The organism is Bacillus sp. AF62 (genome assembly GCF_050312695.1).
GTDB classification, from domain to species: Bacteria; Bacillota; Bacilli; order Bacillales; family Bacillaceae_G; genus Bacillus_A; species Bacillus_A cereus.
On sequence record NZ_JBNPJZ010000164.1, the window covers coordinates 1 to 7,808 of the forward strand.

Sequence of the window (7,808 nt, forward strand, 5' to 3'; positions counted from 1 at the left end):
TGTTTTTTCATCTGAAACACCTCTTATATAGAATAATTTATCTCTATACTATGTTCCAGTTTTACTGTACCACCTCATAGAACCATAGAGTACACTACGTCCGTAACATATTTAGAACTACTATATGTTGAATTGTGATTTATATTTTCTCCATTTCTGTTTCATAGAAGTAATCTAATTGGTGTATATCTCCTAATTTATAAAATTGTTCTGTGATAATCACTTTACGAACGGGATAGATACATTCATATCCTTCTTTTGCTAATGTATAGATTCTTTTCCCTATGTTTGTCTTGTTTTTATCACATAAATATTTGTTTAGTTTTTTTGTATGAGAAATAGAAAAGGTATATCGTTTTGATCTATATATGCTTTTCATACATATCTCCTTTTTAAATTTGATATATGTGTTAATATGTACGATTAATTGGGCTTTTATACCAAACGTGTGGAGAAGAAGTGTTGATAATACATAGAAATAAGGGTTCTGGTGCAAAAAGATTTGAGGAATTGCAAGTAATCTCTAAACCTTGGACATACTGATAGTATTACTCTATAAAAGGTGTGTGATCAGTATGAAAAAGGACAATTTGTTTAAATGGAAGCATTACCAACCAGATATCATTTTATTAATTGTACGTTGGTACCTACGGTACAATCTAATTTTTCGAGATTTGGTGGAAATGATGGAAGAAAGAGGATTCTCTTTAGCCCATACAACCATTATGCGCTGGGTCCATCAATACGGACCGGAACTGGATAAACGGATCCGATGTCATCTGAAACAAACAGATGATTCCTGGCGAGTGAATGAAACATATATATAAGTAAAAAGACAATGGGTGTATTTATACCGTGCTGTTGATTCTGAAGGAAATACGATTGACTTCTATCTCAGTAAAACTAGAAATCATACGGCTGCAAAGCGTTTCTTCAAGAAAGCTTTGCAGTCTTTTCATGCCTCAAAACCTTGTACAATCACAATTGATAAAAATCCTGCTTATCCAGTGGCCCTCACTAAATTAAAGAGTGAGAAAAAAGTGCCGTTAGGCACTCAAATTCGGCAGATAAACTATCTAAATAACGTAGTGGAGCAAGACCATCGATTCATTAAAAAACGTGTACGCTCTATGTTAGGATTTAAATCTTTTAGCACAGCTATATATATATTCTTGCAGGAGTAGAAGCCATGCACATGATAAAAAAGAACAGGTTGATTTACGGAATCAGTCTGTTCAAAATCAAAAAGAATTTATTCATCAATTATTTGGATAAACAGAGTAAAGAATGATTCCAGTAGGAATCCTCATTATTTCTTGGGAACGTATCCTTTCTTTGCACCAGAACCGGATTTTGTACTTATACTAGTTGATTAAACTTTGCACCAGAACCATTTCTTTTTCCTATTTGAATGCAATTAACTAGCTTGATTCATCGATATAGCAGGTGGAATCGAAATCGATAAAGGATAGCTACGAGTTTCTCCTATTGCATTTTTCGCTACCAAATGATACATATATGATTGCTCTGGCACTATATTTAAATCCGTAATAGTATTTGTCGTGAAGGTCTGGATTTTTTGATTATTTTTATATAAATCATATGTGATCGCATTTTTGGCAGAAATGTTGAACTTAATTTGAGAAGGGTTTATATCTGTCGTTGTTATTTTCACACCGAATGGTGGATATTGGGTTTGAATCGGTTTAATTACATAGGACATACTATTTGTCATGTCTAATAAAGTTTGATAATGCATATACGCATATCCATGATCGCCAAATTTTGCCCCCCAGCTGTTTCTGACAATGAACCATTCATTTTTCTCATCATAACCCACGACAACAAGAGCATGCCCCCCTCTGGATTTCTTTTCTGTAACAGGTGGTATAATTCCATTAGTAGGTGTTGCATCAAAATTAGGATATACGTTGATACCTATTAAAACCGGATCTTGATTCGCCAGCGCTTGTTTGATTTTATGTACCATATTTGTTTCACGTATGACTTGATAACCACTAATTTTATACGGTAATGCATTCTCTTTCTGTGTAGGTGTTACTGGTTGTTTGAATTGTTCTATATTTTCCGTATTTACATCATATAAACGTTCTGTTTCTGGGGGAACACCACTTCGTTTTAAAACCTGAAGTGCGGATTCAATATACATACCATCATAAGGCCCATTTGGATAATACATATAAGCGGGAGACAAATAAGTAATATCGGTTCCACGTGCCCCTGCATCTTTTGCAATATAATATTCTCTTAAAGCTGTCATTGCAAATGGGACACATGTACCAAATTTTCCTTGACTTCGTACTTCTGGAAAATATTCACGTAAATCGATGCGATTGGGAAGAATATTTGGGTTTTGAATTCCCTGTTGTTTTTGTTTGGTTGCTTCTTGTTTTGTAAGATAAAAAGTAGATGGTGTATACTCAGGTATATCTTCTTTCATTTTAGTATTTTTTAAACCCAAACCATACGTAGAAAAATTATTTGGTTGAAATGATTTTTCTGTTTCAGCATGTACAACTGGCACGAATAAAAATCCGATAATTCCGACTAATGTCATCATAAAAAAAGTAAACGTATTATCCTTCATAAAACTCCCCTCTCCAAATGTATTACCTGTTCTTAAACTAAAACTTTAGCTACGCACTAAATATATAACAAATTAAATGCATTAACTAGAGCACTTAAGTTGATAAACATTTTAGATTTATCGTTCATAAAAGTTGTTTTTGGTTTACGGATATCTTTAAAGTTCACGTACCTTTAAAGATAAAAATGAGCTATAATTATGGTCGAGGTGAAAATATTGCAAGATAAAAAATTTGGATATGTCAGAGTTTCCAGTAAAGACCAAAATGAAGAACGCCAGATTGAAAATATGAAATATCGCGGGATAGAAGACCGGGATATTTTTATTGATAAGCAGTCTGGAAAAAATATGAAGAGAGAAAATTATCAAATGCTAAAACGCTTAGCTCGTACGGGCGATACTATCGTTTTTGATTCCTTAACAAGATTAGGTCGTAGCATGAATGATGTACTAGAAGAATTTAGATATTACGAGCAACAGCGAATTAACTTACAATTTATTAAAGAACCTTTTATTAATGTGATTTATAATGGAGAAAGTACGAATGATGTCATTCAACAGGCTGTACAAAAAGCGATCCTTACTATTCTATCTGCTTTTGCAGAAAAAGAAAGAAATGATATTAAACAACGACAAGCGGAAGGGATTGCACTAGCAAAGAAACGAGGAAAACATTTAGGTAGACCACCTGTACAGATTACAGATCAATTTATTGAAGCATATCGAGAATGGCAATCAGGAAAAATTACAGCCGTCGGGGCAATGAAGAAATATCATATAAAACGTTCTTCTTTTTACAAACTGGTAAAAAAATATGAAGAACAAGAAAAACCGAAATATACAGGTGCAAATGAATGACACGTAGAACGAAGACGATTGAGTTTCTTACTAATTATATAGGAAGTGTTACGGATACTGTAGCTTACATCTAATCTTTTAAATCATGTCTTGCAAAAAATGGCGAAGATATGATAGTTATCAAGGGAATCCCCTTGGTAGCTACGACTTGTTATTTCAGGTGTCCAACGGCGTATATATCCCTTCATTTTTAAACAAACGTTTTGATTCATCAATATTTGTACAAGAAACAGGAGGATTCGCTATATATAGCAAATCCTTTTAAGTAATTGGAAGAGCAGTCTATTTTTAAATAATTGTTTATTAGTGTATTCATCTTCTGTGCATTCGCAGTAATGTTAGTGTTACATTTTCTAAATCTCCATTATTTTTTATTTCCTGTACGACTTTTCCTTCTTTCATAAAGAGTATACGATCACCAATTTCAGCAGCTACATCCATCATATGTGTAGAAAAGATAATCATCGTACCATTTCTTTTTAATGTTTTTATTATTTTTAAAAATGTATCCATCCAATACGGATCGAGCCCATTTGTTGGTTCATCTAGTATTAAAAGTTTAGGGTTCCCAAGATATGCCTGGCCAAATAAAAGCCTTTGTCTCATCCCTTTAGATAATCTATGTAAAAGTTCATTTTGTTTTTCCTTTAGTCCTATTGTTTTTATAACATCTTGTACTTTTTCTTTTCCTACATTTCGAAAAGCGGCATAAAACAATAAAAATTTTTGAACTGTCATATCCTGTTGTGCATGAAAATCATCCGGCATATAACCTATTTTATCTACATACTGTTTTCTATCTTTCTGCATTTTTATATTATCTAATTGAACAATGCCCGTTGTAGGTGTTGTAATTCCTGCAATTATATCAAGAAGTGTACTTTTCCCGGCTCCATTTCCACCGCACAATACAATACATTCTCCTTTTTTGATTTGAAATGTGATGGGGGATAATGCTATTTTTTTCTTATATTGTTTACTTACTTCTTGAAGATGTAATACTGTCATTTTTTTCTTCTCCTTTCCATTCTCTTTCCTGCCAAAAATAATAGCATAATTGTATAAATCATACAGTAAAGTGATAGAATCCAAATAACATCTTTACTTTGAAATATCATTACTAGTTGATCATATGCTTGTCCAAAAATTGCCCCGCCCCCTAATTGAATGACAAAGATAATACGAAGGAATTCAGCTGGGTTGCAAAACAATAACATTTTTATGGATGGTGCAATCATTACATAGGGAACGACATTAAGAATACTAATCAAAAGCGTTGGCCACATCAGAATAAGAAGAAACCAAATTCCAATACTTACCCCTAAAGCTTGCCATCTTGTTGTAGAAAGAGAACCAATTGTTATGCCCAGTACTAAAAATAAAAAGATTAGTAAAATAGAGAAGATATAGGTTGCTACTACCCAAAACAGATCAAAATTACAACCATTTACTAACCCAATGATTATACTTCCTCCAAAACCCATTGAAAACATAGCTGTTTGTGCTATAAATTGCCCAATTGTTTTACCTGCTATATAGGAAGTAGTATGAATAGGGTACGTACATAAAAGACGCCATTTTCCATTTTCCACCTCGCTTACAATAGTAAATGCCCCTATAATTAACATCAGTAAGGGTATCATATATAAAATAAGATTTACCATTGTTCCAGTTACATTTGTATAACCTGCTAAAGCAGCGTTGTTTCTTTCCATGACAAATAGTAAAGAAAACATAATGATCCAAAGAAGTGAAAACGTGTATGAAAACTTCCCTCTTACTGCACTACACCATTCTGTATATAATATATTCCACATACTTACACATCCCTCTATTGAAAAAGACAACCATAGTCGGTTGTCTTTTTTTATCTATTTTATTGCTAACAATAAGCTCTTATTAATGCGAATGTCCACTCTCATTATTTTCTTTTCCCATTGGTTCTTTATGCCTATCCCATTTATGATCTGCTAGTTGCTTAGGCGAAAGGATTTTTCCAGTATGCTTTTCTACAAAACGGTCTGCATCTTTCTTTTCTGTAAAAGAAATGACATTATAAGCCATTGGCGTTTTGATGGACTTATCATACACATATGTAGCTTTATCCAATGCAACCCAATCTTTTGTATGATAATCTCTTACAAACTTCTCTTGTATTTTTTCATTTTTATGTTCATCCATCCATTTATACATACAGCCAATGTCATCAAATTTTAAAGCTTTTCCATTTTCTAAAATAATCTCAGTTGTATATGGGTTATCCAGTACCGCCATATTACAAACATCACATTTATCATTCTTTTCATTAATTGCAACGGGCTTTGTTTCATCCTTTCCACAGCCAACTACAGCAAACATGAAACAGAAACAAATAGCAAATAACATTTTTTTAACTTTCATTCATTTTTCCTCCCTAAAATAAATAATGTACTTCCCAGTAGTAACATGCTTATACTTGTAATCCATATATTAGATTGAAAGCCTATTTTCTCCCCTTTTTGTGCAACATTTTTAGGAATCATATTGGGCACCTTGTCTAGTAATACAGATTGATCTGGAATTTTGATGAAATTTTGTAAAATATGCATCCCTGGTGATTGAAAAAATAATTGATAGTTTGGTATATCTTTTGTTAATAAAAGAAAATACGCATCTGCTTTATATGGAATAACACTTGTACCTGAACCATCAATATCTACTTTTAAAGAAGCATCCCAATAATTTTTATAGATATTATTTTCCCTGCTTTGTGTAGCTTGGAATTCATTTACATTCCCTATTATTTCATTTTGTGTAAATTCATTTGCACGGGTCTCTTTAAATTGTAAACCTATAAAATTATTAGAAACAATGTTATTCATAATCGTATTGTCACTTGCCTTTTCTACATACATCCCTACTCTATTATTCACAATTTTATTTTGCATTACTTTCGTTTTTACTGCGTCATACAATAATAAGCCTTGTGCATGAACATTTTTTTTATTATTTATAAATTGATTTCCTGCTATAAAAGTGTCTTTTACCCCCATAATCATGGCGCCTGTTGTATTTTCTTTAGATATATTTTTTTCTATAACCGTTTTATCAGAATACATAAGATGAATACCATATCGAGACTGCTGAATCCTATTATTCTTTACTATATTATGGTTGCTTTTTTCTACGTAAAGACCATCTTGGACCTTTTTTATTTTGGTATTTTTAATCAAATTATTGTCTGATTGCCATAAATCAATTCCATTTGCCTTTTTTTGTCCAATGATTGTACTGTTTTCAATAGTTATATTCCTAGCATTTTCTAACTTCATTCCCATGTATGAAGCATAAACTTCTATTTCATTGATAGAATGATTATTTCCGGTAACCAATACAGCTGGCTGATCTGCACGATCGTTGCATTGTTCTATTTTTAAATTTTGAATGCTAATGTATTCCTTTTTTATTGTAATAACAGGATCCGTACCACAAGAGACTATTTTAGTATTTGTATTCCCTTTTATTGTAATAGGTTTTGATATTTGTATTCTTTCATTATACGTTCTATTTTCTAATTGAATTGTTTCATAGGGAGCAGCCGCATCAATTCTTGATTGTATCGTCGATTCAGCGTGACATTGGTTTATCGGCAAGCATAACACTAAAAAGAAAAAAAGAGAAAAATAAATTTTTTTCATATGCAATTTCCTTTTCTTAAAAAACGATGCATGATTATTCCCAATTAGAATATCAAGTATTTGTGTGCATTTCGTGAAAAAAGAATGTGCTTTTTGTGATACATTGGGTATTATTTTAAGCCGTGATTATTTCTACTTGTACAGTTTTTTATGAAATGAACTTACATCAAATGAGTTTCTGTAAGTTCATGTAAAAATAGGGCTTGTTTTCAACAATTTTGTGTAATAAAAATATTGATTTACGATATTTTTAAGTTTAAAGAATTTTATAGAGGGTAAATCAAAAATAATCGCAAAAGAGATTTTTACGTCTTACCAAATGTCAACATAAAATTTTAAGTATTCTTTTTTATACGAGAAGAGATAAAACGTGGGTGGACTATTGTTAACAGTATTTCAAAAAACAAAATATTTTTTCCATCGAGCTATGGTGCAAGATGGTGTTGGACTTCTTGAGTCTCATTTAAATGGACTGCAAAATCAAAGGAAGAAACCTTCACCTAAGAAATAAATCTTATTAATTTAACGAATTTCCCGAAAGAAGTCTCCTTCCTCAAGCGTGTGAAGGGCGTAGCCAAAAGGTTTTCCTTTTTATTTTACCTCTGATATAATCAGTCTTATAAATGATAAAGGCTGGTATATAAATGAAATTAGATAGTAATAAT

General features: G+C 31.9%; 8 protein-coding genes and 1 pseudogene. 3 read left to right on the plus strand and 6 right to left on the minus strand.

All coding sequences use genetic code 11. The features are described from left to right. Positions 1-139: 139 nt before the first annotated feature. Positions 140-379 (minus strand): hypothetical protein, encoded by a 240-nt coding sequence (locus ACQRBL_RS31590; RefSeq protein ID WP_000836692.1) that lies wholly within the window; start codon positions 377-379, stop codon positions 140-142. 196 nt (positions 380-575) lie between these two features. On the opposite strand from ACQRBL_RS31590, the pseudogene ACQRBL_RS31595 reads away from it, so the two are divergent. Beyond that, a pseudogene (locus tag ACQRBL_RS31595) lies at positions 576-1,275 on the plus strand (IS6 family transposase). A gap of 142 nt (positions 1,276-1,417) precedes the next feature. Here ACQRBL_RS31595 and ACQRBL_RS31600 read toward each other — a convergent pair. Next, on the minus strand, positions 1,418-2,608 hold the full coding sequence (locus ACQRBL_RS31600) for a C1 family peptidase (RefSeq protein ID WP_000654556.1): 1,191 nt from the start codon (positions 2,606-2,608) through the stop codon (positions 1,418-1,420). A gap of 198 nt (positions 2,609-2,806) precedes the next feature. Between ACQRBL_RS31600 and ACQRBL_RS31605 the strand changes: the two genes are divergently transcribed. Continuing rightward, entirely contained in the window at positions 2,807-3,466 is a 660-nt protein-coding gene (locus ACQRBL_RS31605; RefSeq protein WP_002180792.1) for a recombinase family protein, read from the plus strand. Between the two features lie 312 nt (positions 3,467-3,778). Here the strand turns inward: ACQRBL_RS31605 and ACQRBL_RS31610 are convergent, their stop codons facing one another. The 4 genes from ACQRBL_RS31610 to ACQRBL_RS31625 all read right to left on the minus strand — a co-directional run bounded on the left by ACQRBL_RS31610 (position 3,779) and on the right by ACQRBL_RS31625 (position 7,143). Next, positions 3,779-4,474 carry an ABC transporter ATP-binding protein gene (locus tag ACQRBL_RS31610; protein WP_000217104.1) on the minus strand — a complete coding sequence of 232 codons (696 nt, stop codon included), beginning with the start codon at positions 4,472-4,474 and terminating at the stop codon, positions 3,779-3,781. After that, positions 4,471-5,283, minus strand: a complete 813-nt coding sequence (locus ACQRBL_RS31615; protein WP_000267188.1) for an ABC transporter permease — start codon at positions 5,281-5,283, stop codon at positions 4,471-4,473. The genes ACQRBL_RS31610 and ACQRBL_RS31615 overlap by 4 nt, the downstream gene beginning before the upstream one ends. 82 nt (positions 5,284-5,365) lie before the next feature. After that, the gene (locus tag ACQRBL_RS31620) at positions 5,366-5,866 is read right to left on the minus strand and encodes a nitrous oxide reductase accessory protein NosL (protein WP_000865197.1); all 501 of its coding nucleotides are present in this window, start codon (positions 5,864-5,866) and stop codon (positions 5,366-5,368) included. Further along, positions 5,863-7,143: a right-handed parallel beta-helix repeat-containing protein gene (locus ACQRBL_RS31625; RefSeq protein ID WP_000725500.1), complete on the minus strand. Its 1,281-nt coding sequence runs from the start codon at positions 7,141-7,143 to the stop codon at positions 5,863-5,865. The genes ACQRBL_RS31620 and ACQRBL_RS31625 overlap by 4 nt, the downstream gene beginning before the upstream one ends. Before the next feature lie 370 nt (positions 7,144-7,513). On the opposite strand from ACQRBL_RS31625, the gene ACQRBL_RS31630 reads away from it, so the two are divergent. Then, a complete protein-coding gene (locus ACQRBL_RS31630; protein WP_000509207.1) occupies positions 7,514-7,654 on the plus strand; it encodes a hypothetical protein in 141 nt (46 codons plus the stop codon). The last annotated feature ends 154 nt before the right edge of the window (positions 7,655-7,808 follow it).